Source organism: Cobetia sp. QF-1 (genome assembly GCF_002213105.1).
GTDB lineage: Bacteria > Pseudomonadota > Gammaproteobacteria > Pseudomonadales > Halomonadaceae > Cobetia > Cobetia crustatorum.
The window spans coordinates 99,683-124,121 of the sequence record NZ_NBVS01000006.1 but is presented as its reverse complement, the minus strand read 5'-3'; the positions used below and the strand labels follow the sequence as shown (position 1 = coordinate 124,121).

Below are 24,439 nucleotides of genomic sequence, written 5' to 3'. Positions count from 1 at the left end.
GGGAGATTGCTGATCCATCACTGACCGCGAGCGGCCTTTTCATCGTGGCCTGAAACGCCAAAGCGGCGCGCCAGCTCATCCAGCACTTCCTGATGGTCCAACCCTAGATGCGACAGCATGACCAGGGAATGGAACCACAGGTCGGCAGTTTCACCGATCAGTGCACGATGGGAGTCCACATCGTCCTGCGTGAAATCCTTGGCGGCCAGTACTGTCTCGGTCGCCTCTTCACCGATCTTCTCCAGTACCTTGTTGAGCCCCTTGTGATGCAGGCTTGCGACATAGGAGGAGGTCGGGTCAGCGTCGCGCCGCTCTGCCAGTACTACCGACAGGCGGTTGAGAATATCACTCATGAATCATCGTTCCTGAAAGCATCGCTTCAAAAAAGCATCTCTGCAAAAAAAGCATCACTGCAAAAAGCATCAAATCGTGTTCTACAGACGTGAAGCAGACGTGTCGTCTATAGAACAGAGCGTACATCTCGTCAGCTACCCGCGAGTGTCTCTCGGGCATGCGACTCAGGATGCAAGCGTTACATGACATTCATATTGCACTGCACTCAATGGGCGGGCAAGCCACGCTGACAATAAGCCCATATACGGCCTACGGATAGGCTCAGCGCCACAGCAGCAATAGTATGCCGAGTCCTGCGCCGACCAGTACTAACGGAGGCTGAGTATCCGCCCAGGCCATCAGCGGTTGCCACCCCAGTGCACCTGCGACCAGTAGCGCTCCTGCTCGTAGGCGCCAGCTGGTGCTGGCAGCACCGGAGACACGATCGCGCAGCGTAGTGATGGCCTCGGTTTGACGCGTGCGTGCACGGTGCTCGTCCTCTATGCGCTCAAGCGCCTGGAAGGCCATCACCGGTAGCTGTGGCAGCTGATGAGATAGCTCAGGAGCCTGCTTGAGCATCTCGTTCCAGAACGCCTTGGGACCGGCGCGCTCCTTCATCCAGCGCTCCAGATAGGGGCGCGCGGTGGCCCACAGATCCAGCTCCGGATACAGCTGGCGGCCCAACCCTTCGATGTTGAGCAGTGTCTTTTGCAGCAACACCAGTTGTGGCTGAACTTCCATGTTGAAGCGCCGCGCGGTCTGGAACAGGCCCAGCAGCACCTGGCCGAAGCTGATGTCCTTGAGCGGCTTCTCGAGAATCGGCTCGCAGACTGCACGAATGGCAGCGGCAAACTCATTGGCACGCGTGCCTTCGCCGACCCAGCCAGATTCGATGTGTAGGACGGCCACCTCGTAATAATCCTGACGGAAGAAGGCCAGCAGGTTGCGCGCCAGATAGTCCTGATCTTCACGCGTCAGGCTGCCGACGATACCGCAGTCAATGGCGATGAATTGCGGATCATGGGGGTTCTCACGCGAGACGAAGATGTTGCCGGGATGCATGTCAGCATGGAAGAAGTTGTCGCGGAAGACCTGAGTGAAGAATATCTCCACACCGCGCTCTGCCAGCTTCTTCAGATCAGTGCCCTGTGCCTCCAGCTCATCGATCTCCGCGACGGGGATGCCGCGAATGCGCTCCTGGACCATCACCCGGCGCCGTGTCAGCGGCCAGTGGATGGCGGGTACGTAGAGCAGTGGCGAGTCGAGGAAGTTGCGCTTGAGCTGGGAGGTGTTGGCCGCTTCCTTGTGCATGTCCAGTTCATCGAACAGCGTCGCTTCGTAGTCAGAGACGACTTCTACCGGGCGTAGACGGCGCGCTTCCGGTGATATCTTCATCAGGATGCGCGCGAATAGATATAGCAGCCCAATGTCCTGACGCATCACTTGATCAATGCGGGGGCGAATGACTTTCACGACGACATCCGAGCCATCATGAAGGCGCGCCGCATGCACCTGAGCGATCGAGGCCGAAGCCAGCGGTTGCGCCTCGAACTCGGCGAAAGCCTCCTCGACTGACATGCCCAGTTCCTGCTCCACCAGCTCACGCGCCACCTGATTCTCGAAAGGGGGCACCTGGTCCTGAAGGCGCTTGAGCTCGTCGGCTATATCAGCTGGCAGCAAATCACGACGAGTGGATAGCATCTGACCGAACTTGATGAAGATCGGTCCTAGTGCTTCCAGTGCCAGTCTCAGTCGTTCACCGCGCGAGCGGCTGCCGACAGGAAACAGGCACAGCGGCGATAGCTTGACCAGCGGCCGTAGTAGCGCCGGCACGCGCGCGAGAGGAATCAGGTTGTCGAGTCGATAGCGAGCGATGACCCACAGGATGCTCAGCAGGCGATAGAGTCTCACGACGGCTGGCACTCCCGGTCATAAGGATTAAATGGGAGGGGCGATGAAGTCGTTGTGGCTTCAAGGTGGCGGTGCAAGCGTGTGAGGCGTGCCTCGGTACGGTCTAGGCACTGGGTCAGCTCGGTCAGTTCGTCACGCGCGACCTTTATCTGCGCATGGCCGGGTAGCCAACGCGCTTCCTCGGTGAGGTACTCGCGTAGGTCGAGCTCCAGCTCGCGATGACTGGTCAGGCCAAAGCGCCCCAGACTGCGCAGGCCATTGGCCAGGCTATGGCCGGGGGTTTCGCCAAACCATTCGGCTAGCGCGCCTTCCCAGTCCAGATCAAGATCCATCACCAGATCACGAGCACTTTCCAGCAGATGAATGCGTCCGCGGACTGCCAAACGGCCCTCGAACATCAATCGCTCGATCGGCTCGCCGGAGAGCAACGCGGCAGCAGTTTCCATGTTGAGCTCTACCACGACATCGCCGTCGCTTTCTTTCGCGTCCGGTAGGCGTAACAGATGTAGACCCTGCAGATCGAAGTGCACCAGCAGGTCAAAGGCGGGTCGTTCGATCCGCAAGAGCAGACGCCGGCCGGCCAGCGCATTGAGACGCGTGGTGGAAGCCGGGTCGCGGGCGAGTAGCTGATTGAGCGTTCGCTCAGCCGTCGCCAATAGCAGGGGAGTCAGCAGTGCCATGGCAGCCTCAGAGCTTGATGCCGCGGTGCAGTGCGACGATACCGCCCGTCAGATTGGTGTACTCGACACGCTCAAGTCCCGCGTCTTCCATCATGCCGGCCAGCGTCTTCTGATCAGGGTGCATACGGATGGATTCAGCCAAGTAGCGATAAGAGTCGGCGTCGCCAGCGACCAGCTCACCCATCTTCGGTAGCAGGCGGAAGCTGTACTGGTCGTAAGCGGTAGAGAGTAGCGGATTGACCGGCTTGGAGAACTCCAGCACCAGTAGACGGCCGCCCGGCTTGAGGATGCGCTGCATCGAGCGCAGGGCCTTGGCCTGATCCGTGACATTACGCAGTCCAAAGGCGATGGTGATGATGTCGAAGGTGTTGTCCGGGAAGGGCAGCGCCTCGGCATTGGCCTGCACGTACTCGACATTGCCGCCGACACCGTTGTCGATCAGCTTGTCGCGACCGACGTTGAGCATCGAGGCATTGATGTCTGCCAGCACCACGCGGCCACGCGGACCGACCAGACGCGAGAACTTGAGCGTCAGATCGCCAGTCCCCCCGGCGATATCCAGCACGGTATGACCCGGACGGGCACCGGCCCGCTCCAGGGTGATGCGCTTCCACAGACGGTGGACCCCAAATGACATCAGGTCGTTCATCACGTCGTACTTGGCGGCGACACTATGGAAGACATCGGCGACGCGGCCTGCCTTCTCTTCCACGGCAACTTCTTGATAACCGAAGTGGGTCGTACGCTTGTCCATGACTTCCCCTGTTGTGATGCCGCGCGAGGCGGCATCAGCGCATATGGTGAGCTTTCGCAGTGGCTCGATTGTAACCGCTGGCCAGCGGGCTGTCTTTTGGCATGATGCCGCAGCACTGTGGTGTTGCCTTGCGCTCTATAACTGATTGAGCGGAATGCCCAGCGGCTCACGGGAGGCACCGGCCTCTTCCAGCTGGCGCAGGTAATAGGCCCACATGGCGTCGCGGCGATTGGCCAGTTCCCACAAATATTCCCAGGTGTAGAGTCCGCTGTCGTGGCCGTCGTCGAAGTGCAACTTGAGCGCGTAGCGGCCACTTTGGGTGATATTGGCCAGTCCGACGTGGCGCATGCCGACCTGCAAGGTTTCCTGTCCCGCCCCGTGACCACGCACCTCGGCAGACGGCGACATCACGCGCAGGAATTCTGTGCTGAGTCGGAAGGTCTGGCCATCGGCGTAGCCCAGTTCCAGTTCGCGCTCGGACTTGTGATAGTGCACACGAGTGGGGACTGGCGCTTCCTCGGCATTACGCGCCTGACGCTCATGTACGCGATATTGATGTTCGTTGGGTGCGCTGGGCTCGGAGGGTGTGTCGTGGCTCATCGGGAAATCCTCTCAGGCGGCCAGACAAGCAAGCGCTAGTCGGCAGAATTAGGCGTAATGGCTGGGCTCGTTGAGTATCAGTGGCCCGCAACGTGACGGCTCCCCCATGATGCACTGACGCCCGAGCCGGGCCAAGCCGGATCGGGCGTCAGAAGTGCTGGGTGTAGAAGAGTGGCGCGTTTTTACAGGATATAGCGTGACAGGTCTTCGTCACGTGCCAGATCACCCAGGCGCTCATCGACGTAGGCAGCATCAATGGTGAGTGCTCCCGCTTGATCAGCACCTTCGTAGGATATCTCTTCCAGCAGACGCTCCATCACGGTGTGCAGACGACGGGCACCGATATTTTCAGTGCCTTCGTTGACCTGATAAGCGATCTGCGCGATGCGCTCAATTGCATCGTCAGCAAAGGTCAGCTCGACCCCTTCAGTCGCCAGTAGGCCCTTGTACTGACGAATCAGTGCGGCGGACGGCTCTGTCAGGATGCGCTTGAAGTCATCCGGCGTCAGTGCATTGAGTTCGACGCGAATCGGCAGGCGCCCCTGTAGCTCGGGAATCAAGTCCGACGGCTTGGTCAGATGGAATGCACCGGAGGCGATGAACAGGATGTGATCCGTCTTTACCATGCCGTGCTTGGTGGAGACGGTAGAGCCTTCGATCAGCGGCAGCAGATCGCGCTGCACACCTTCACGAGAGACATCGCCACCGCTGCCGGTTTCGCCGCGCTTGGCAACCTTGTCGATTTCGTCGAGGAACACGATGCCGTTCTGCTCGACCGCCTCGATGGCACGGCTCTTGAGATCTTCGTCGCTGACCATCTTGGCCGCTTCTTCCTCAAGGACCAGCTTGAGGGCTTCCTTGACGCTGATGCGACGATTTTCTTTCTGCTGCTTGCCCATGTTGGAGAACATGGATTGCAGCTGGTTGGTCATTTCTTCCATCCCCGGCGGGGTGGCGAAATCAAGGCTCTGGCTGGCTGGGCTCAGCTCGATGTCGATTTCCTTGTCGTCCAGTTGACCTTCACGCAGCTTCTTGCGGAACATCTGGCGCGTGCTGCTGTTGTTGGAGGCAGCGTCATACTCTTCGCCTCGCACACGCGGTAGCAGGGCATCGATAATACGCTCTTCGGCAGCATCTTCTGCCTTGTCGCGCACTTCCTTCATCGCATCTTCACGGACCAGCTTGAGGCCGACTTCGACCAGATCACGAATGATGGATTCGACGTCACGGCCGACATAGCCCACTTCAGTGAACTTGGTCGCTTCGATCTTGAGGAAGGGCGCACCGGCAAGCTTGGCCAGACGACGCGCGATCTCAGTCTTACCGACACCGGTCGGGCCAATCATCAGAATGTTCTTGGGCGTGACTTCAGGGCGCAGATCGTCATCGAGTTGCATGCGACGCCAGCGATTGCGCATGGCCACTGCGACGGCGCGTTTGGCTTCCGGCTGACCAACGATGTGCTGGTCGAGGGCGTTGACGATTTCCTTCGGGGTCATCTGGGACATCTCAGGACAGCTCCTCGACAATGACATTGTGATTGGTGAAGACACAGATATCGGCCGCAATGGCGATGGATTTCTCGGTGATTTCGCGAGCGGATAGCTCAGTATTATCGAGCAGGGCACGGGCAGCGGCTTCAGCGAAGTTGCCGCCGGAGCCGATGGCCAGCACGCCGTGCTCGGGTTCAACGACATCGCCGTTACCGGTGATGATCAGCGAGGAATGTTTGTCAGCGACGACCAGCATGGCTTCCAGCTTGCGCAGAGCACGGTCGGAGCGCCATTCCTTGGCAAGCTCTACGGCTGACTTGACCAGCTGGCCTTGATACTTCTCCAGCTGTGCTTCAAAACGCTCGAATAGCGTGAAGGCATCAGCGGTGCCGCCTGCGAAACCGGCCAACACCTGATTGCGATACAGGCGACGCACCTTGGCGGCATTGCCTTTCATTACGGTGTTGCCAAGGGATACCTGGCCGTCACCAGCCAGAGCGACCTGGCCGTTGCGACGCACGGAGACGATCGTGGTCATGGGAGACTCCTGAGAGAACATGCCGGCGATTGGAATAAGATGAACAGAGCCGGGCATGATATGACTGGGCAGACAAGGCATAGGCCTCATCGGCGGAATACGGTTGGCGGCTGTCGAGTACTTGTCATCAGTGCTGACAACTCGCCGGAAAGCACTAAATGGGGGCGCTATGATGGGTTTCAAGTGGCCGGTCAAGGTGCGTTGAAGGGGACTGGTGCTGTTACAAACAAAACGGGCCCGCTCATGTAATGAGCGGGCCCGTTTGCTATCGGCTGTTGGCTGCTGCTGATGTGTTGCAGATAACGCATGCCGTGGCCCGGCCATCTAGCCTGAGCCGGCGACCATGTTACTGGAGCTTGATCAGTAGCGGCTCGATGCCCTGAGTATTCATCAGGTCTTGCGCGCGGTTGAGCTCGCGAGTGTCTTTATAAGGACCGACCTGCACCCGATGCCACACCGTTCCCCCCGAAGCATTGACATCACTGACCTTGGCCAGCAGTCCCAGGTCCTTGAGCTTGCCCGCCAGCTTCTTGGCATCACCCATCTCACGGAATGAAGCCGCCTGCAGCATATAGTTCGTCAGGGATGCCGTAGATGCCTTGGTGCTCTCTTTGCTGCCCGGGCGCGGAGTGGACTTGTATGCTTCCACCTTGGGTGCAATCACCTCGGTTTCCGGTAGCAGCGTGTAGAACTCGAAGGTCGGCATGGCGCTGCTGGCGCCCTCTTTAGCGCTGCCCTGCTTGTCGCTGGTTGACGTATTGCCTTGCTGACCGTTCTGTTGAGTATTGGCCTTGGGCACAATGGCGGCCACTGGCAGGCGCGGTGCCTGCTTCTCGAAGTATTGCGCCAGTGCAAAGCCGGCGATCAGGCCAATGATGCCCCACAGCCACCCCGGCATTCCGCGGCTTTGAGTTACAGCGGACTGCCGGCGAGGGCTTGCGCCCTGACGGGATGCGGGCTTCTTGCTGGCGGGACGGCGAGCAGCCATGTTTTACATCTCCTCGGGAGCGCTGACACCCAGCAGGGCCAGGCCGTTACGAATGACTTGTGCGGTCGCCAGCCCCAACGCCAAGCGCGCGTTACGGGTGGCATTGTCCTCGACCATCACCTTCACTGCGTTGTAGCAGGTGTGGAAGTCGGAGGAGAGGTCTTGCAGGTACTGAGCGACCTGCTGCGGCTCGCGCACGCGTGCAGCGTGGCTCACGACATCCGGGAATTGCGCCATGCGATTCATGACGGCTTTTTCCTGATCGCTGGTCAGTAGTGTGAGCTGAGCCATGGCCAGGGTTTCGTCGAAGGACTTGTCTTCGCGATCAGCCTTGCGCAGGACACTGTGCACGCGGGCGTGAGCGTACTGAATGTAGTAGACCGGATTGTCGTTGGACTGCGAGCGAGCCAGGTCGATATCGAAGGTCAACTGGGAATCTGCACGACGCGCGGCGAGGAAGTAGCGGGTCGCATCGCGGCCAACTTCCTCGATCAGATCACGCAGTGTCACGTAGCTACCGGCGCGCTTGGAGAGTTTTACTTCCTTGCCAGAGCGCATCACGGTCACCATCTGGTGCAACACGTAGTCCGGCCAACCCTTGGGGATGTCGGCCTTGAGTGCTTGCAGACCAGCGCGTACACGGGTCACGGTGGAATGGTGATCAGCACCCTGCTCGTTGATGACCTGGGTGAAGCCACGCTGCCACTTGTCGAAGTGATAGGCGACATCGGGCAAGAAGTAGGTGTAGCCGCCGTCACGCTTGCGCATTACGCGGTCTTTGTCATCGCCGAAGTCGGTGGTGCGCAGCCATAGCGCGCCGTCATCTTCGTAGGTATAGCCATTGTCGACCAGACGCTTGACGGTCTCTTCGACCTTGCCTTCGCTGTAGAGCGAGGATTCGAGGAAGTAGACATCGAATTCGACGCCGAAGGCCTTGAGGTCAAGGTCTTGCTCATGACGCAGGTAGGCAACGGCGAAGACACGGATGGCGTCCAGGTCGTCAGTATCAGCTGCCCCAGTGACCTGCTTGCCATCAGCTTCAACTGTATCGCCGGCCATGTAGGAGGCGGCCAGTTCGCTGATGTAGTCACCGCGGTAACCGTTCTCCGGCCAGCTCGCATCACCCGGGCCCAGGCCCTTGGTGCGTGCTTGAGTGGAGAGCGCCAGATTATCGATCTGTGCGCCAGCATCGTTGTAGTAGAACTCACGGGTGACGTCGTGTCCGGTCGCGGATAAAAGGCGACACAGCACGTCACCGACCGCGGCGCCGCGGCCATGACCGACATGCAGCGGACCAGTCGGGTTGGCTGATACGAACTCGACCTGGACCTTCTCGCCACGCCCGAATTCGCTGTGACCAAATTGCTCGCCTTCGCTGAACACGCGGCGCACGATGTCGGCGACAGCACCAGTGTCGGCGAAGAAGTTGAGGAAGCCGGGCCCTGCGATCTCAACCTTGGAGACGGCCTCGGACGCTGGTAGTGCGGCAATCAACTTTTCAGCCAGATCGCGCGGCTTCATGCCAGCAGCCTTGGACAGCATCATCGCCAGATTGCTGGCGTAGTCGCCGTGGGTCTTGTCCTTGGTCGGATCGACCTTGATCTGCGGGCTGGCATCGCTCGGGATTGTGCCGTCAGCCTTGAGGGAGTCCAGGGCCTGGCCCAGCAGTTCGATGATCGTCTCTTTCATGGAATATCAGTCTCTTCACGGCTCAGATCGCGCTTCCATCGCCGGCATGACGGTGACAGAAGCTGCAGGCGGTAGGCCTGCGATGCAGTAGGGGGGTGCGGATAGGAATGCACTATGGGTGTCATTATCACCGATCCGGCGTCTTGCTTAAACCGCCGCGGGCAATCACATCGCGATCAATCGGCGATCAATGGCATGACTTACGCCATGCCGATGGGATCTATGTCCAGTGACCAGCGCAGGCGACGGGCGTCACGGTCCTTCTCGCACAGGGTCACTAACCAGGCAGCGGCTTCGTGCAAGGCGCCACGTTTATCGGCGCGCAACAACAACTGCGCATGATATCGGTTCTGTCGACGCTCCATTGGTGCCGGTACCGGTCCAAGGCAGTCCACGCGCAGGCTGGAATCTGTCAGATGTTGGCGAAGCGCGGCGCCAATCTTGAGCAGCCATTGCTCTACTTGTTGCTGATCCGGCGCTTCAGCGCGCAATAGCGCCAGATGACTATAAGGAGGCAATTGCGCAACGCGTCGTTCTTCGAGCAATTCGCTGGCCAGCTGCGGATAGCCGGCCTGAATCAGTGTCAGCAGGTTAGGGTCTTCGGGGTGCCGTGTCTGAATCAGCACTTCGCCGGGGCGTTCGGCACGCCCCGCACGTCCGGCGACCTGTATCAGCAGCTGGGCCGATTGCTCCAGTGCACGGAAGTCGGCGGCATATAGGCCACTGTCGGCGTTGACCACGACGACCAGCGTGACATGTGGGAAGTGATGGCCCTTGGCCAGCATCTGTGTTCCGACCAACAGGCACGGCTCGCCGCGACGTATCACGGCGAGTGCCTCGCTCATCGCATCCTTGCGCTGCGTGCTATCGCGATCGATACGCAGCACCGGCACGTCGGGGAATTTTTCGCCCAATAGCTCTTCGGTGCGTTCGGTACCGGCTCCTTGCGGGCGTACATCACCGCTGCCACAGGCAGGACAAGCATCGGGCAGCGGACGGGTACGCTCACAGTGATGACATGTCAGCTGAGGTGGATGGCGATGCAATGTCATGCGTGCATCACAATTATCGCACTCGGCCAGCCAGCCACAGGCATGACAGGTGAGGGTCGGTGCGAAGCCGCGGCGATTGATGAATACCAGCACCTGATCGCCCTGGGTAAGACGCGTCTCGATGGCCTCAAGGCTCTGGGTCGAGAGACCGCCAAGCGTCATGCGCCCGCGGAGATCTATCGGATGCAAACGTGCGGGTTGGCTGCGACCGGCACGCTGATACAAATGCAGATGTACGAAGCGTCCCTCGCGAGCGTGACGCAGACTCTCGAGTGACGGCGTGGCGCTGCCCAGCACCACGGGAATGCCTTCCTGCTTGCCGCGCACCAATGCCAGGTCACGAGCGTGATAGCGCAATCCATCCTGCTGCTTGAAGGAGCCATCGTGCTCCTCATCGACAATGATGACGCCAAGCTTGGCCATGGGGGTGAAGATCGCGGAGCGCGTGCCAATCACGATGCGCGCCCGTCCACTGCGCGCGGCTTCAAAGCCATCGAGGCGCTCGCCGTCACTGACACCTGAATGCAGCATGACCTGCGGGACGTGGAAGCGTCTGCGAAAGCGTTCCAGCGTCTGAGGCGTAAGGCCAATTTCAGGCACCAGCACTAGCGCCTGACCGCCGCGGTCCAGCACGGCCTCGATCAGTTGCAGATAGACCTCTGTCTTGCCGGAGCCGGTGACGCCTTCCAGTAGCGTCGGACTGAAGTGACCAAGCCCTTCGTGGAGACGTGCCAGCGCGCGTCCCTGTTCATCATTGAGCGAGAGATCAGGTTCGGCGAGTACCCCTTTATGTGCGTGTTCAGGGCGAGTGCCGGTGACGGGTTCTTCGAGAGAGGTAATCAAGTCACGGCCACGCAGGGTTTCCAGCTGCTGGCGAGTAAAACCCTGGGCAGTGATAGCAGTATGGACTAGACCATGGCGATGCTGGGCCAGTAGCTCCAGGAGTGCGATCTGACGCGTCGCGCGACCCAGGCTGGCCGGTTCAGTGGCGCGGCCCTTGTCTGTCAGATGCCAGCGTTCTCGGGTACGTGCTTCCAGCACACGGCCCTGCCGCAATAGAGAGGGCATGGCTTGCGCAAAGGTATCGCCCAGCGAGTGCTGGTAATAACGAGCGGTGAAGCGGCACAGCCATAGCCAGTCAGCAGGTAGCGGCTCATCGTCGATGACTTCAGTGACAGGCTTGAGCTTCTCCATCGGGAAGCTCGACTCCGTGCGTAGCTCGGCAATCACGCCGACGAGTTGACGCCGCCCAAATTCGACACGCACGCGCAGGCCTGCCTGCCAGCCATGACGAGGAGGATTGCGCGCAGGAAGGTAGTCGAACAGATCGCGTAGCGGTCCGGGAATCGCAATGCCCAGCACACGCCCCGGCAGGTAAGCAGCAGTCTTGTCGGTAGTGTCAGGCACGCGGAACATCCAGTTGTGAAGGTCGAGAGGCACCATGCAGTCTACAGAGTGTTGCCACGAATAAACGGTACAAAGTTTGGTCTTGCGGCAGATGGCTGGTAAAATGCGCGGCCTTCCGTCGGAGTCGGCGGAAAGACCGGTTATCATCCAAAACCCGTGTACGGTGCCTGGCAAGTGATCAGGTGGCGGTGCACAGCGACTTGAGGCTACACATCATGAGACAGGGTATCCATCCGGACTACCAGCGCCAGACCGCTACTTGTTCTTGCGGCGCGCAGCACGAAATCAGTTCCACGGCCAAGCAGACTTTCGCGCTTGACGTGTGCTCTGAGTGCCACCCGTTCTACACCGGCAAGCAGAAGCAGGCTACCACCGGTGGTCGCGTTGAGCGCTTCAACAAGCGTTTCGGTGCTGCCATCAAGCGCTGATCCCTCAGCTGCTTGTCGCTTTCATGTCCTCGTGGCGTGAACAAAAAACCCGCTTGCGAGCGGGTTTTTTTGTGCCCGTGTGTTGGGCTGCCCGTCTAGGTGGCTCAGGTGGATTACGGGGAATCGTACAAGGTAATACCTGCTTAAGAAGAGTTATACGCTGCACAGGCTAGCTAAATTGTTTCCATTTTAGCACTAGTGCGACCTTCGCTCTGCATCAACCCGCATGGATCATTCATACTGAGCGCGTTGCCAGCAGAAGGCAGGTATTTCTAGCGAGAAATGGCCTGGAATTGAGCAGATTAGTGCGTTATTCATTACCAGTGATAAGGAAAGGATTATGGATGAGCGCCTCATCCATAACGTTAGACGAATGGCTAAAATTTTATTTTAAACTATCGTTTTAAATCCTTTTATAACAGCAAGTTGCGTCGGTTGTTCGGAGGTGCGTTTTTCTATATTCTGGAGGCAGCCAACCCAGTCAAAATACCGGATGACACGCATGTCTGATGCCATGAAGAAAGCAGCACTGCAATATCACGCTGAACCGATTCCTGGAAAGCTGTCCGTCGAGCTGACCAAGCCGACCGAAACTGCCAAGGATCTGGCGCTAGCCTACAGCCCGGGCGTTGCCGAGCCGTGTCGCGAGATTGCTGCCGATCCGGAAAATGCCTACCTGTACACTGGCAAGGGCAACCTGGTTGCCGTCATCTCTGATGGCACAGCCATTCTGGGGCTGGGCAATCTGGGCCCGCTGGCTTCCAAGCCTGTCATGGAAGGTAAGGGGGTGTTGTTCAAGCGTTTCGCTGGTATCAACTCTGTTGATGTCGAAATTGATGCCGAAAGCCCGCAAGCCTTCATTGATACCGTTCGTCGCATCGCGATCACTTACGGTGGCATCAATCTGGAAGACATCAAGGCGCCGGAGTGCTTTGAAATCGAGCAGGCGCTGATCGAGCAGTGCAACATTCCGGTCTTCCATGATGACCAGCACGGCACGGCCATCGTCACCGCCGCCGGCATGCTCAACGCACTGGATATTGCGGGTAAAACGCTGGCAGATGCACGTATCGTGTGCCTGGGTGCTGGCGCAGCTGCTATCGCCTGCATGAAGCTGCTGGTCGCCAGTGGTGCCAAGGTCGAGAACATCTTCATGCTCGATCGAAAAGGTGTCATTCACAGCGGTCGTGATGACTTGAATCAATACAAGGCGATGTTCGCGACTGAGACTGAGCTGCGTACGCTTGATGATGCTATCGACGGTGCCGATGTGTTCGTTGGTTTGTCAGGCCCGAACTTGCTCAAGGCTGATCAGCTCAAGAAGATGGCTGACAAGCCGGTCGTGTTTGCCTGCTCCAACCCGGACCCGGAGATTCATCCGGACATCGCACGTGAAGCACGCCCGGATGTCATCATGGCGACAGGCCGTTCTGACTACCCGAACCAGGTCAACAACGTACTGGGCTTCCCGTTCATCTTCCGTGGCGCACTGGACGTACGTGCAACGCGCATCAATGAAGAGATGAAGCTGGCAGCCGTGCATGCTCTGAAAGACCTGGCTCGTGAGCCGGTCCCTCAGGCAGTGTTGGATGCCTACGAGATCGATAGTCTTGAATTTGGCCCGGGCTATATCATCCCGACTCCGATGGACACGCGTCTGCTCGAACGTTTGCCGGCTGCTGTGGCACAGGCTGCGATTGATTCCGGTGTGGCACGCAAGCCGTACCCGGCGCACTATCCGCTGACCAATACTGATCAGGTCTATGGTTAAGCGCACGACTCAGTGCATAGCCGAGTGCATGGTTGAACAGTGATAGGTGAAGTAAGGGCCTGTTAGCTGAATTGACATGAAAAAGCCCTCGTCGGAATTTCCGGCGAGGGCTTTTTGTTGGCTGCTTTAGTGTCACGATCTCTGCCGGCCGCATTTAATGGTCAATGCAACGTTGGCGATTTGTGACAAGAATTCATCAAGTGAGACATTGATCAGAAGCTGTAAAGAATGGAAGCCGCCGTCGTGGTATCCGTCTTGGCATCGGTATCATCTGGCGGGCTGGTGTTGTTCTTGATCTCGTGGGAGAGCTTCAGTGCAAGACTGGCATTGATGGAGACGGTCAGTGCGGTATAGCTGCGACTGATCACGTTGTCACGCGTGGCTTCCATCGAGAACTGTTGCTCGAATTTTGAGGTGTCTGACAGCTGCCAGCGGTAGTCCATGGCTGAGTAGCCAAGGATGTAGTTCTCGTGATCGCCGTCCGTGATGTTGTCGTAGCGATAACCAGGCCCCGCCTCGACCGAGAGGATATGCTCAGGGCCAGAAAGTAGCCGGATGCCGTAGCCACCAATGGAGGTAACCTGGTCGTCATAGCCGGAGAAGCGCTCTTTCTCCCAGCGCATCAGACCGAAAGCATAGCGATTCTGACCGAGGTCGTAGCGCTCGCGCTGGCCAACCAGATACTGCTCGGTGGTGGTCTCATCGCCGCTGGAGACATGTTTCGCTTCCATGCGGAAGGTATGTGTCCAGGGTCTGAGATGCCAGGACAGGCTCGCCTTGCCCAGCAGCGTTTCACTGTTGGAATTGCCGGAAAGCTTGGTGAATCCCAGCTCCGCTTGACCACTGAAGGGTTCGGAGTCTTCGCTGGCGGGCGGTGGAGCATAAAACAGACTATCGTCGGCGACGGCCTTTTGCAGCGGAAGCAGGGCCAGGCACAGCAGTGCAGTCATGCGCAGTGCGGGCAATGGGTGAAGCATGCGGACTCCGGACATGGTTGAGGGGCATGACATCATCATTGAAAAAATGACGCTATTGAGATGAAAGAAGAGCGACCAGTGGCCGCTCTTCTCGAGACTCGCCGCCAATCAGATGACTTCGACTGGCATGCGCTGTGTGGATCAGATCAGAAGATGGCCTCGAAAGTTCCGGTGCCTTCCGATCCACTTTGTTCTTCCAGTTCTTTGCGCATGGTGCGTTCCTGATACGGCGGTAGATGGTCCTTGCGGAACAGCTCGCTAATGCCACCCTGTCCGCTATGAAGACGCTTGCCGGTATCTGGGTCGATGGTCGCTGTCACGATGCCGCTGGGACGTTCCATGGTAGCTGATGGCATGTCTTTCAGGGCGCCACGCATGTAGTCGACCCAGATGGGCAGTGCTACCTGCGCGCCATATTCCGCTAGCGTATCGTTTGAGTCCTTTCCGACCCAGACCGTGGCGACCAGGTTGCTGTTGAAGCCGGAGAACCAGGCATCACGCTGGTCGTTGGTGGTGCCGGTCTTGCCTGCCAGGTCATCACGACCCAGTGCTAGAGCGCCACGGCCAGTCCCACGCTTGATGACGTCTTGCATCATGTCGCGCATCAGGTACATGGCTTCCGGCGAGACAACACGCTCGGCCAAGGGGTACTGACGTCCATCACGATTGACGGTCACCATGCCCGGCGAGCAATTGGAACAGGCTACAGCGGGATGCGCTTCGTAATCGATATCATCATCACCACGCGTTACGGTATCGATATACCAGGGTTCGACGCGGAAGCCACCATTGGAGAGCAGCGCGTAGCCTCGTGCCATCTCGAGAGGTGTCAGCGACGCACTGCCGAGTGCCAGCGACAGCCCATTGGGTAGCTCATCGCGCTTGAAGCCCAGCTTGACCAGGAAGTCGAGGGTCTTGTCGAGGCCGACAGTCTGCAGCAAGCGAATAGACACCAGATTCAATGAGCGATATAGGCCAACCCGTATACGTGTAGGGCCGGTAAACTTGCCGCCGGCATTCTCCGGCCGCCATAACTTGCCGCCATCCTTCATGACGACCGGGGCGTTATTGATGATGGTCGCGGGCGACATGTCACCCTCCTCAAGCCCGGCAAGATAGACGAAGGGCTTGAAGATGGAGCCTGCTTGACGACGTGCCTGGATGGCACGGTTGAATTTGCTGGCGGAATAGCTGAAGCCGCCTTGCAGCGCAAGGATGGCACCGCTTTCAGGATCCAGTGACACAATGGCCGATTGGGCATCCGGCAACTGGCCGAGACGGTAGCCATCTTTTTGCTTGATGACACGTACCAGGTCACCTGACTTGGCAATGTCGGCTGCCGAGCCTGGTACGCCGCCGCGCCACTTGGCGCTCTTGTACTCGCGCGCCCACTTGAGGCCGTCCCAGTCGAGGGTGGCCACGGTCGAATCATCGAGCAGCACCTTCATCTGCTTGCCGTCGCTTTCCACCACAATCGCAGCCTTTAGCGGGCCGTAATCTGGTGTGCGATCCAGCACTTTCAACCAGTTTGAGACATCACGATCGATGCCCTCGATGCGCTTTTCGCTCTTTTTGGCAGCTTGCTTGGCAGTTTCAAGAACTTCCGGCGTTTTGGACAGTTCTTCTTCGAGTCCGGCCTGATCAGTCTGGTCCTGTGCTTCTGCCAGCGAGGCAGAAATGCCTGACTCCTCAACACCTCTCCAGCCATGGCGCGTGTCATAGGTAATCAGGCCTTTTATCAGTGCGTCACGTGCTTGTGGCTGCAGCGTGCTGTCGAGAGTTGTAGTGATGCGGACATTATCGGTGTAGGCCTTGTCGCCAAAGCGATCAACCGCAAAGCTCCTTGCCATCTCAGCGACATAAGGCGCCTCTACTTCTGGCTTCGTGTAGTGGCGGGCTGCAGTGATCGGCTCCTCGACGGCTTCTTCATAGGCCTGCGCTTCAATGTAGCCCAGGTCTTTCATGCGTAGCAGAATCCAGTTGCGACGGATCAAGGCGCGCTGAGGGTTGGTCAGCGGATTGAAGCTGGACGGTGCCTTGGGTAGGCCGGCGAGCATAGCTTGCTCGGCGAGCGTCAGCTCATCCAGAGACTTGTCATAGTAGGTGCGTGCTGCTGCCGCGATCCCGTAGGCACGGTGACCCAGGAATATCTTGTTGACGTAGAGCTCGAGGATTTGCTGCTTGGAGAGAATCTGCTCCATCTGCAATGACAGCAGGATTTCCCGAATCTTGCGCGTGAAGGTCTGGTCCAGCGTCAGCAGGTAGTTACGAGCCACCTGCATGGTGATAGTACTACCACCAGACTGGATGCTGCCGCTGGAGGCTAGCTGAACCGCAGCGCGCGCCAGGCCTTTCGGATCGATGCCCGGATGCGAGAAGAAATTACTGTCTTCTGCGGCGAGCAGTGCGTCGACGAAAGATTTGGGTATTTCGTCGTAGGTCACAGGAATACGCCGCTGATCACCATATTCACCGATCAGCTTGCCGTCGCGCGTGTAGATGCGCAGTGGTGTTTGCAATTTGGTGTCTTGAAGCTGATGAACATCGGGCAGGCCTGGCGCGAAATAGAGAGTGGCGCCGACAATGGCCAGCAGTCCCGCGGCACACAGTGACATCAGCAGCCAGAACACTGGCGAAAATAGTCGTCTTAATAGCTTCATGGGCAAGACAGGATCCGTGAGTAATGGGAAGCGAGTGGCTGCGCGGGGGTTGGCAATTCCATTGCTGGAGCATTATAAGTAGCGGGCCCAGATGCGGCCAGCGTTGAACCCCGACTTCCGCGTCTGTTGTGTTATTCTTGGAAACATAATGTAACATCTTGGAATGATAGAGGGATGTCGCGGAGACGTCGTCCAGGAACCGGCGGCCAGCTAGTCTGGCAGGATCGTCATCAAAGCAGGGGAATGCCAATTGCTGGGACTTAAATCTGCCGGCAAGGGACTGATTGGGGTCGATATCACATCGGCTACGGTCAAGCTCCTGGAGCTGTCCAGGCAAGGGAATCGCTACCAGATCGATAGCTATGCTGTGCGCCCGCTTAAAGAAGGCGCTGTCGTCGAACGTCGAATTCGTGACATGGACGAAGTCGTGATGGCCATAAAGCGCGCTGTTGAGCAAGCCCAGCCGCGCTCGAAGCGTGCTGTCGTAGCTGTGCCGGCCAGTGCTGCCATCACCAAGACGCTGAGCTTTCCCGCCAATCTGGCTGATGACGAGATCGAGCAACGCATTGCGCTTGAATCCGAGAAGCACTTCCCTTTCCCACTTAACGATGTTGCGTTCGACTTCCAGCATTTGGGAATCAATCCCCGTAATCCTGAACAACAGGATCTGTTGCTGGTGGCATGTCGTAGCCTGGATGTAGATCAGTTGACATCTGCTTTGGTTCAAGCGGGTCTCGAACCTGCTGCGGTGGATGTCGAGACATTCTCGCTTGAGCGTGCCTTTGGCGAGTTACGCCATCAGCTGCCGCCGACCTACGATAACGAAGAGTGCGTCGCCGTGGTCGACATCGGTGCGACCATGACGGCATTCCATGTCATCCAGAACGGGCGCATCGTCTATAGCCGTGACGCCGTGTTCGGTGGTCGTCAGTTGACCGACGAAATCATGAACCGCTTTGACCTCTCCAATGATGAGGCAGGCCTTGCCAAGAAACGTGGCGGTCTGCCCGAGACCTATGACAGCGAAGTGCTGGGTCCGTTCCGCGATACCCTCATGCAGCAGATTGTCCGTTCTCTTCAGCTCTACTACACCGCCGGAAAGCGCCGAGAGGTTCAGCGCATTTTGCTGGGCGGCGGCACTGCGGCGATTATTGGGCTGCGAGAAGCACTCGCGGAGCAGACGGGGCTCGAGGTGATGATGGCCAACCCGTTCACTCATATGAGCGTTAACCCGCGTGTTGATATTCAGGCACTGGCAGGGGATGCGCCTGCGATGCTAACGGCATGTGGCCTGGCAATGAGGAAGCGGCCATGACCATCGAGATCAATTTACTATCGTGGCGTGAAGAGCGACGCGAGATGCGCAGCAAGCGCTTTCTTGGCGTACTGGCGATGGCTGCGATCGTGGGCATTGGTGCTGGATACGGCATGAGCGAGAACTACCAGAGCCAGCTCGAGGCGCAAAAGCAGCGCCACGCCTATATCGAGAAGGAAATGGCGCGACTTAATCGTGATATCAAGGAAGTCGAAGATATAGAAGTGCGTCGAACCCAGATGCTGGCGCAGATTGAATTGATACGCAGTCTACAATTCTCGCGTCCCGAGACGGTGCGTGTCTTCAATCAGCTGGTATCGACGCTGGTTGACGGCGCCTGGTATCAGAGCATCAGTCGCGGCGGCCGTCAGATTAAGGCCAGCGGTACTGCTGAAAGTACGCGACAGGTCTCCGGCCTCATGCGCACGCTGGCATCATCAGAAATCTTTGGTACACCCACGCTTTCTGATGTGCAGAGCAATGATGATGACCAGCGCAGCTTCAATATCATGATTCCGGAGCGACCCATGTCATCCGCGATTAGTGATCCTGAAACGAAAGCCGCCAAGAAAGGAGGCCGGCAATGAGTTTTATCGATGCCGAAGTTCGTCGCCTCAAGTCTACCGACTTTCGTGATCTTGACCTGAAAGAAGCGGGCATCTGGCCGATTACGCTACAGGCAGTACTAGCGCTGATAGTGCTGAGTGCGCTGTTCTGGGTGTCTCACTGGTTCTTGGCGGCTCCGAAAGCAGAAGAGCTTGAGAAACTACGGGCTCAGGAAAGCCAGCTGCTGAGGCAGTTCGAGAGCAAGGCCTTCAAGGCAGCCAATTTGCCGGCAATGCGCGAGCAGATGAAAGAACTTGAAACGCGGATGGAGCAACTGCTGGAAATGTTGCCTACCGACGCTGAAGTTCCAGCACTGCTCGATGATATCAGTGAGGCTGCTATCAGCAACCAGCTTGAAGTGGAGTATATCCGTCTCAAGCCAGCCGAGAATCGAGATTTCTATGTTGAGCAGCCTTTCGATATCAAGGTGCGCGGTGACTACCATCGTATTGCCGCCTTTATTTCCGGCGTTGCTGGGCTGTCACGCATAGTCACGTTGCATGATTTCATTCTCACGCCGATAGGCGAGAGTGATGAGCTTGAGCTGTCGCTATTGGCCAAGACTTATAATTACCGTCAGACGACGGCTGCATCGGGAGGCAAGAAATGAGCCTGATGAATCGTCGAGAATGTGTGATTGGGAGTGCGCTACTGCTGACAATGTTGGTAGGTTGCGGAGATCCGCAGTTGTCAGCTCTTGAAGGGGAGCTTGAGTCTTTGAGGGGGCGTCCTTCCGGGCAGGTCCAGGAGCTACCGCCTCAGCCCGTGTATCATCCGGTCACCTATGACATGGCTGATGCTCGTAGCCCGTTCCAATCTCGTTTGCCAGAGCCGGAAGAAGAACTTACTGCAGTGGATAACGGTGTGCGTCCGGATCTGGATCGTGCGCGTGAACCTCTTGAAGCCTGGCCGATGGAGCAACTCAGCATGGTAGGCACTCTGGATGTCGACGGCACGCGTTCTGCGCTGATCCTGACGCCAGCGCAGGAAGTGCAGCGCGTTCGGGTCGGGAATCATATGGGTAGTAATTTTGGCAGAATTGTCCGCATCGGCGATACGCAGCTCGATATGATAGAGATAGTGCCCAATGGTCAGGGCGGCTGGATTGAGCGCACTCGGGCGATGGCGCTGGCGGAGCCCGTGCAGAAGGGCGGTTAAGGTCGATAGAGTAGGCAGCCAGGCATATTGTCACGGAAGACGAGCGGTCGACCTTCAAGGGACAGCGACCGACACCATTACGCTTCGATAAGAATAAGGCGCGCTCAGCTCCAAGGCTGAGCGCAGTCATAGCGAGACAGGGGACTAGGGAACATGACGCGATTGAAACAAATGAGTCTGCTGGGGCTTGTGGCCTTCGGTACTTTGATGGCGAATGCGGCGCTGGCAGCCTCGACGCTGAAGGACCTGGAGTTCACCTCGCTGGGCGGTGATCGCATGGAACTCAAACTCGACTTTGCCGGTGGCGTACCGGAAGTCAAAGGCTATCGTATCGAGACTCCGCCGCGTATCACTATTGACCTGATGGATACCCACAGCCAGCTTGAGAAGCGTCGCTTTGATCTGGGCCTCAATGGCGTGGATGAGTTGGTGGCCCTTGAAGCGGGCTCGCGGACGCGCCTGGTCATGAAGCTGAATCAATCCAAACCGTATGTCACGCGCACCGAAGGCAATAGCCTCTATGTCATCATCGGTGAGCAAGGCGGCCCAGTAGCGACTCAATCTTCTGTCGCTGCGCAGAACAATGCTCCAACTGCTTCCAATGATGCGCTCGAAGTAGCTAGTGAGCCTTCTATCAGTGGTATTGATTTCCGTCGTGGGACCGAAGGCGAAGGGCGTGTCGTGCTCAACTTCAATCGCTCCAACGTCGAGTCTCGTGTAACAGAGCGGGGTCGCAAGATTTATGTCGACCTCAAGGGCGTCAAACTCCCGCCTGAGCTGAATCAGGTGCTGGACGTGGGTGATTTTGCAACGCCCGTGACCCGTATCGATCCGCAGCGCACCCGTGATGGTGTTCGTCTTGTGGTTGATGCCAGTGGCTACTACACCCAGATCGCGACGCAGGCGGGTAATGAACTGGTCCTTGAGGTCAAGCCACTGACGCGTGAAGAGCAGGCCGAGCGGATCAAGGACAAGTTCCCGTATACCGGCAAGAAGATCTCGCTCAACTTCCAGAACATTGAAGTGCGCTCTGTGCTGCAGATCATTGCTGACTTCACTGGGCTCAACCTCGTCGCCAGTGACAACGTGACGGGCAACGTGACCTTGAACCTCAAGGAAGTGCCGTGGGATCAGGCGCTGGACCTGGTGCTCAAGTCCAATGGCTTGGCCAGTCGTCGTATGGGTAATGTGCTGATGGTGGCGCCAGCAGAAGAACTGGCTGCGCTTGAGCGCAAAGAGCTTGAGGCGAATCAGCAGGTCAAGGAATTGGCGCCGATGACGACCGAATATGTTCAGGTACGTTATGCCAAGGCAGCTGATCTGGCGGCGCTGTTGCGCGGGGAGGGCGGCATTGGCCTGCTCTCGGAACGTGGTCGCGTGATGGTTGATGAGCGGACCAATACCATGCTGATCCAGGATACCCGCGACACGCTCGAAGAAATCCGCGGCACGCTTGAGTACCTGGATATCCCGGTACGTCAGGTACAGATCGAGGCGCGTATCGTGATTGCACGTAGCAGCGTTTCAAGCGAGATTGGGGTCAACTGGGGAATATCTGCCAACAATACTGGGAAGTTGGATCTTGGTGGTGCATCGTCCGGGACTTCTGATGGTGGCGGTTTAAGTGTTGACCTGGGGGATGACAGCAATCCGGGCAGTACTTTCAGCTTTGGATACTTATCCGGCGATATCCTGCTGGATCTTGAATTGTCGGCGCTGGAAAGTGAAGGTAAGAGCCAGACCATCTCTCAGCCCAAGATCATTACTGCCAATCAGAAGAAGGCAGTGATCAAGCAGGGTCAAGAAATTCCCTATGAGGAAGCGACGTCCAGCGGTGCGACCAATATCGAATTCAAGGAAGCAGTATTGGCACTCGAGGTGACTCCGCAGATCACGCCGGATAACCGCATCATCATGGATCTGTTGATCAACAATGATGATGTCTCGGATGATAGTTTCAATGGTGAACCGGCAATCGATACCAACGAGATTGAGACTCAGGTACTGGTCAATGATGGCGAAACGGTCGTGCTGGGGGGTATTCTGACCTCTGAGCAGATCCGTAGCGTGTTCAAGACTCCCTTCCTGGGCGACCTCCCAGTGATTGGAAACCTCTTCCGCTATACCGAAGAGTCCAATGAGAAGGTAGAATTGCTGGTATTCATTACTCCTAAGATCATCGAGGACGGCCTGACGGTGCGCTGATGCTTGTGATTCCCAATGTATTCCTTGTCGGCCCTATGGGGGCCGGCAAGAGCACTATCGGCCGCCTGCTGGCGGCCGACTTGCATCGTGAATTTTGCGATAGCGACCATGTGATTGAAGACCGCTGCGGTGCCAATATTCCGTGGATTTTTGATGTCGAGGGCGAGTCGGGCTTTCGCGAGCGTGAGCAGTCAGTGATTGACGAGCTGACGGCACTGAATGGCGTGGTCATGGCGACGGGGGGCGGTGCCATCATGGCGGAGGCTAACCGTCGGGTGTTACGCGAACGCGGAACCGTCGTGTATCTCTACGCGCCCGTCGAGCAGCAGCTCAAGCGTGCGGGGCGTGATCGCAATCGACCATTGCTGCAGCAAGATGACCCCGGCCGTGTGCTCAAAAGGCTGTTCGAGGTGCGAGATCCGCTCTATCGCGATACCGCCGATATCATCGTGCGTACTGATCGACGTAGCCCTCGGGCCGTCACCAATGAGATTCGGCGGCGTATCAAAGCGCTGGCCGACCCGCTGCACGTGCCGGGTTGACGCCGGCCGCAAGGAGAATTTTGATGTCCCAGGCTCCTGCTCATCGACTTGATGTCGCGCTCGGAGAGCGTAGTTACCCGATTCATATTGGCCCTGGTCTCACGGCGCGTGGCGACCTGATTCGCGAGCATCTTGCGGGGCGTCAGGTGATGATCGTCACCAATACTGTCGTTGCGCCGCTGTATCTGGAGGCGCTCAAGGCATCGCTGGGCGAGGGGCTTGATGTCCGAGAGGTGATTCTCGAGGATGGTGAACAGACCAAGCACATGGCCAGCATCGGGCTTATCTGGGATGCACTGCTGGAAGCTGGTTTCAATCGCCGCTGTACCCTGATTGCGTTGGGCGGTGGTGTGATTGGTGACATGACTGGCTTTGCGGCGGCCTGCTATCAGCGCGGGGCCGCCTTTATCCAAGTGCCGACGACGTTGTTATCACAGGTGGACTCCTCGGTGGGTGGTAAAACGGGTGTCAATCATCCGCGTGGCAAGAACATGCTGGGTGCCTTCTGGCAGCCGCGTCTGGTCCTGATTGATACCTCAAGCCTTAAGACGCTTCCTGTGCGTGAACTGTCGGCTGGCATGGCTGAGGTCATCAAGTACGGTCTGCTGTGGGATGAGAGCTTCCTGTGCTGGCTTGAAGACAACATGGACGCCTTGATGGGTCTCAATGAGACGCTATTGGGTGAAGCCATTCGCCGTAGCTGTGCCATCAAGGCTGAGGTGGTTGCCGAGGATGAAACCGAGCAAGGCGTAAGAGCCTTGCTTAACCTCGGTCACACCTTCGGGCATGCCATCGAGACTGATCAGGGCTATGGCGTCTGGTTGCATGGTGAGGCAGTAGGCACCGGCATGTTGATGGCGGCTGAGCTATCGGCGCACATGGGCTGGCTTTCCAGTACTGATGTCGAGCGTGTGACACGCATCATCGATCGGGCTGGCTTGCCAGTTGCCGTGCCAGAAAATATGGGGGTCGAGGATTTTCTGCGCCACATGCAGTTGGACAAGAAGAATGTCGACGGCCGCTTGCGCCTGATTTTGCTTGAGCATGTCGGTCGTGCGGTAATTACCGAGAAAGTGCCTGCGAGCATGCTCAACGAGATGCTGGAGCACTGGCCGCGAAGTGCTGCCACGCCTGCTTGAACATGCATGCTCTTGCTGCATCATGAGGAAGGCCGTCACCTGAGGGTGGCGGCCTTTTTGCTATCTAGGGGGGGGGCTGATAGAGGGAGGAGGGATTGCACAATATTCCTGTATTGGTATGCCGTATGCGTAATCGGTATGGGGCGAGGCGATAAAAAACGCTGTTTTTTATTATTCCGAGACTAAAGTTGCA

The 24,439-nt window shown here is 57.8% G+C and carries 21 protein-coding genes; 9 read left to right on the top strand and 12 right to left on the bottom strand.

Annotated elements, in window-relative coordinates:
* Positions 1-17: 17 nt before the first annotated feature.
* The 10 genes from CFN46_RS12515 to CFN46_RS12470 form a co-directional block, all read right to left on the bottom strand.
* The gene (locus CFN46_RS12515) at positions 18-353 is read right to left on the bottom strand and encodes a phosphoribosyl-ATP diphosphatase (protein ID WP_024951275.1); all 336 of its coding nucleotides are present in this window, start codon (positions 351-353) and stop codon (positions 18-20) included.
* Positions 354-615: 262 nt separating this feature from the next.
* Complete coding sequence (gene ubiB, locus CFN46_RS12510) at positions 616-2,244, bottom strand: ubiquinone biosynthesis regulatory protein kinase UbiB (protein WP_024951276.1); 1,629 nt, start codon at positions 2,242-2,244, stop codon at positions 616-618.
* A complete protein-coding gene (locus CFN46_RS12505; RefSeq protein ID WP_088743698.1) occupies positions 2,241-2,924 on the bottom strand; it encodes an SCP2 domain-containing protein in 684 nt (227 codons plus the stop codon). Before CFN46_RS12505 ends, ubiB begins: the two co-directional genes overlap by 4 nt.
* A gap of 7 nt (positions 2,925-2,931) precedes the next feature.
* Positions 2,932-3,678, bottom strand: coding sequence for a bifunctional demethylmenaquinone methyltransferase/2-methoxy-6-polyprenyl-1,4-benzoquinol methylase UbiE (gene ubiE / locus CFN46_RS12500; RefSeq protein WP_024951278.1), 747 nt, complete (start codon positions 3,676-3,678; stop codon positions 2,932-2,934).
* Positions 3,679-3,813: 135 nt separating this feature from the next.
* Positions 3,814-4,278: a gamma-butyrobetaine hydroxylase-like domain-containing protein gene (locus CFN46_RS12495; protein ID WP_024951279.1), complete on the bottom strand. Its 465-nt coding sequence runs from the start codon at positions 4,276-4,278 to the stop codon at positions 3,814-3,816.
* 182 nt (positions 4,279-4,460) lie between these two features.
* Complete coding sequence (hslU, locus tag CFN46_RS12490) at positions 4,461-5,786, bottom strand: ATP-dependent protease ATPase subunit HslU (protein ID WP_024951280.1); 1,326 nt, start codon at positions 5,784-5,786, stop codon at positions 4,461-4,463.
* A 1-nt stretch (position 5,787) separates the two neighbouring features.
* Complete coding sequence (hslV, locus tag CFN46_RS12485) at positions 5,788-6,309, bottom strand: ATP-dependent protease subunit HslV (RefSeq protein WP_024951281.1); 522 nt, start codon at positions 6,307-6,309, stop codon at positions 5,788-5,790.
* A 346-nt stretch (positions 6,310-6,655) separates the two neighbouring features.
* On the bottom strand, positions 6,656-7,297 hold the full coding sequence (locus tag CFN46_RS12480) for an SPOR domain-containing protein (protein WP_088743697.1): 642 nt from the start codon (positions 7,295-7,297) through the stop codon (positions 6,656-6,658).
* Between the two features lie 3 nt (positions 7,298-7,300).
* The gene (gene argS, locus CFN46_RS12475) at positions 7,301-8,986 is read right to left on the bottom strand and encodes an arginine--tRNA ligase (protein ID WP_088743696.1); all 1,686 of its coding nucleotides are present in this window, start codon (positions 8,984-8,986) and stop codon (positions 7,301-7,303) included.
* Between the two features lie 200 nt (positions 8,987-9,186).
* A complete protein-coding gene (locus CFN46_RS12470; protein WP_024951284.1) occupies positions 9,187-11,445 on the bottom strand; it encodes a primosomal protein N' in 2,259 nt (752 codons plus the stop codon).
* A 215-nt stretch (positions 11,446-11,660) separates the two neighbouring features.
* Here CFN46_RS12470 and rpmE point away from each other — a divergent pair, with 215 nt between their 5' ends.
* Together rpmE and CFN46_RS12460 are read left to right on the top strand one after the other, a co-directional pair.
* Entirely contained in the window at positions 11,661-11,873 is a 213-nt protein-coding gene (rpmE, locus tag CFN46_RS12465) for a 50S ribosomal protein L31 (protein WP_024951285.1), read from the top strand.
* 502 nt (positions 11,874-12,375) lie between these two features.
* On the top strand, positions 12,376-13,644 hold the full coding sequence (locus CFN46_RS12460) for a malic enzyme-like NAD(P)-binding protein (protein WP_024951286.1): 1,269 nt from the start codon (positions 12,376-12,378) through the stop codon (positions 13,642-13,644).
* A gap of 212 nt (positions 13,645-13,856) precedes the next feature.
* On the opposite strand, the gene CFN46_RS12455 is transcribed toward CFN46_RS12460, so the two are convergent.
* Positions 13,857-14,621 carry a YdiY family protein gene (locus CFN46_RS12455; protein WP_035159073.1) on the bottom strand — a complete coding sequence of 255 codons (765 nt, stop codon included), beginning with the start codon at positions 14,619-14,621 and terminating at the stop codon, positions 13,857-13,859.
* 146 nt (positions 14,622-14,767) lie between these two features.
* On the bottom strand, positions 14,768-17,281 hold the full coding sequence (locus CFN46_RS12450) for a penicillin-binding protein 1A (protein ID WP_088743695.1): 2,514 nt from the start codon (positions 17,279-17,281) through the stop codon (positions 14,768-14,770).
* Between the two features lie 250 nt (positions 17,282-17,531).
* On the opposite strand from CFN46_RS12450, the gene pilM reads away from it, so the two are divergent.
* The 7 genes from pilM (at position 17,532) to aroB (ending at position 24,246) form a co-directional block, all read left to right on the top strand.
* Complete coding sequence (gene pilM, locus CFN46_RS12445; protein ID WP_088743694.1) at positions 17,532-18,596, top strand: type IV pilus assembly protein PilM; 1,065 nt, start codon at positions 17,532-17,534, stop codon at positions 18,594-18,596.
* Positions 18,593-19,183, top strand: a complete 591-nt coding sequence (locus tag CFN46_RS12440; protein WP_024951289.1) for a PilN domain-containing protein — start codon at positions 18,593-18,595, stop codon at positions 19,181-19,183. Before pilM ends, CFN46_RS12440 begins: the two co-directional genes overlap by 4 nt.
* The gene (locus tag CFN46_RS12435) at positions 19,180-19,812 is read left to right on the top strand and encodes a type 4a pilus biogenesis protein PilO (RefSeq protein WP_024951290.1); all 633 of its coding nucleotides are present in this window, start codon (positions 19,180-19,182) and stop codon (positions 19,810-19,812) included. The genes CFN46_RS12440 and CFN46_RS12435 overlap by 4 nt, the downstream gene beginning before the upstream one ends.
* Positions 19,809-20,360: a pilus assembly protein PilP gene (locus CFN46_RS12430; RefSeq protein ID WP_024951291.1), complete on the top strand. Its 552-nt coding sequence runs from the start codon at positions 19,809-19,811 to the stop codon at positions 20,358-20,360. The genes CFN46_RS12435 and CFN46_RS12430 overlap by 4 nt, the downstream gene beginning before the upstream one ends.
* Positions 20,361-20,513: 153 nt before the next feature.
* A complete protein-coding gene (locus tag CFN46_RS12425) occupies positions 20,514-22,565 on the top strand; it encodes a type IV pilus secretin PilQ (protein WP_088743693.1) in 2,052 nt (683 codons plus the stop codon).
* The gene (gene aroK / locus CFN46_RS12420; protein ID WP_024951803.1) at positions 22,565-23,107 is read left to right on the top strand and encodes a shikimate kinase AroK; all 543 of its coding nucleotides are present in this window, start codon (positions 22,565-22,567) and stop codon (positions 23,105-23,107) included. Before CFN46_RS12425 ends, aroK begins: the two co-directional genes overlap by 1 nt.
* Positions 23,108-23,130: 23 nt before the next feature.
* A complete protein-coding gene (aroB, locus tag CFN46_RS12415; protein ID WP_088743692.1) occupies positions 23,131-24,246 on the top strand; it encodes a 3-dehydroquinate synthase in 1,116 nt (371 codons plus the stop codon).
* The last annotated feature ends 193 nt before the right edge of the window (positions 24,247-24,439 follow it).

Coding starts and splice junctions, on each gene's coding strand:
- aroB (WP_088743692.1), top strand. CDS start 23,131: ATGTCCCAGGCTCCTGCTCATCGACTTGATGTCGCGCTCGGAGAGCGT.
- ubiE (WP_024951278.1), bottom strand. CDS start 3,678: ATGGACAAGCGTACGACCCACTTCGGTTATCAAGAAGTTGCCGTGGAA.
- CFN46_RS12425 (WP_088743693.1), top strand. CDS start 20,514: ATGACGCGATTGAAACAAATGAGTCTGCTGGGGCTTGTGGCCTTCGGT.
- CFN46_RS12430 (WP_024951291.1), top strand. CDS start 19,809: ATGAGCCTGATGAATCGTCGAGAATGTGTGATTGGGAGTGCGCTACTG.
- CFN46_RS12505 (WP_088743698.1), bottom strand. CDS start 2,924: ATGGCACTGCTGACTCCCCTGCTATTGGCGACGGCTGAGCGAACGCTC.
- hslU (WP_024951280.1), bottom strand. CDS start 5,786: ATGTCCCAGATGACCCCGAAGGAAATCGTCAACGCCCTCGACCAGCAC.
- CFN46_RS12495 (WP_024951279.1), bottom strand. CDS start 4,278: ATGAGCCACGACACACCCTCCGAGCCCAGCGCACCCAACGAACATCAA.
- CFN46_RS12460 (WP_024951286.1), top strand. CDS start 12,376: ATGTCTGATGCCATGAAGAAAGCAGCACTGCAATATCACGCTGAACCG.
- CFN46_RS12515 (WP_024951275.1), bottom strand. CDS start 353: ATGAGTGATATTCTCAACCGCCTGTCGGTAGTACTGGCAGAGCGGCGC.
- CFN46_RS12455 (WP_035159073.1), bottom strand. CDS start 14,621: ATGCTTCACCCATTGCCCGCACTGCGCATGACTGCACTGCTGTGCCTG.
- rpmE (WP_024951285.1), top strand. CDS start 11,661: ATGAGACAGGGTATCCATCCGGACTACCAGCGCCAGACCGCTACTTGT.
- CFN46_RS12480 (WP_088743697.1), bottom strand. CDS start 7,297: ATGGCTGCTCGCCGTCCCGCCAGCAAGAAGCCCGCATCCCGTCAGGGC.
- hslV (WP_024951281.1), bottom strand. CDS start 6,309: ATGACCACGATCGTCTCCGTGCGTCGCAACGGCCAGGTCGCTCTGGCT.
- aroK (WP_024951803.1), top strand. CDS start 22,565: ATGCTTGTGATTCCCAATGTATTCCTTGTCGGCCCTATGGGGGCCGGC.
- CFN46_RS12435 (WP_024951290.1), top strand. CDS start 19,180: ATGAGTTTTATCGATGCCGAAGTTCGTCGCCTCAAGTCTACCGACTTT.
- CFN46_RS12440 (WP_024951289.1), top strand. CDS start 18,593: ATGACCATCGAGATCAATTTACTATCGTGGCGTGAAGAGCGACGCGAG.
- argS (WP_088743696.1), bottom strand. CDS start 8,986: ATGAAAGAGACGATCATCGAACTGCTGGGCCAGGCCCTGGACTCCCTC.
- CFN46_RS12450 (WP_088743695.1), bottom strand. CDS start 17,281: ATGAAGCTATTAAGACGACTATTTTCGCCAGTGTTCTGGCTGCTGATG.